The following is a 229-nucleotide window of genomic DNA, read 5'->3' on the forward strand; positions in this document are numbered from 1 at the left end:
GATCGCTCAGGTCGATCCGGCGCGAAACGTCGCCGACGCTGGAAAACACGGCGATGCCCTTGTCGTCGGTGACGATCATGTTGACCAGCAGGTGGCCCTGCAGATGGGTGTTGAGCTCGTTGACGATGGCGCGGAACTGGTCCGGGTTGCGCAGCCAGCTCAGGCGCAATTGGCTCAGCGACAGGTCGATCGAGGTGACGGTCGAGCGCACTTCCTCGGCAAAGGCATG

General features: G+C 62.9%; 1 protein-coding gene. It reads right to left on the reverse strand.

Annotated elements, in window-relative coordinates:
* The coding region (locus KVT32_RS31935; protein WP_217619618.1) for a hypothetical protein at positions 1 to 229 on the reverse strand (229 nt) is incomplete at both ends.

It is taken from the genome of Achromobacter sp. GbtcB20, from assembly GCF_019091095.1.
Classification (GTDB): domain Bacteria; phylum Pseudomonadota; class Gammaproteobacteria; order Burkholderiales; family Burkholderiaceae_B; genus Achromobacter; species Achromobacter mucicolens.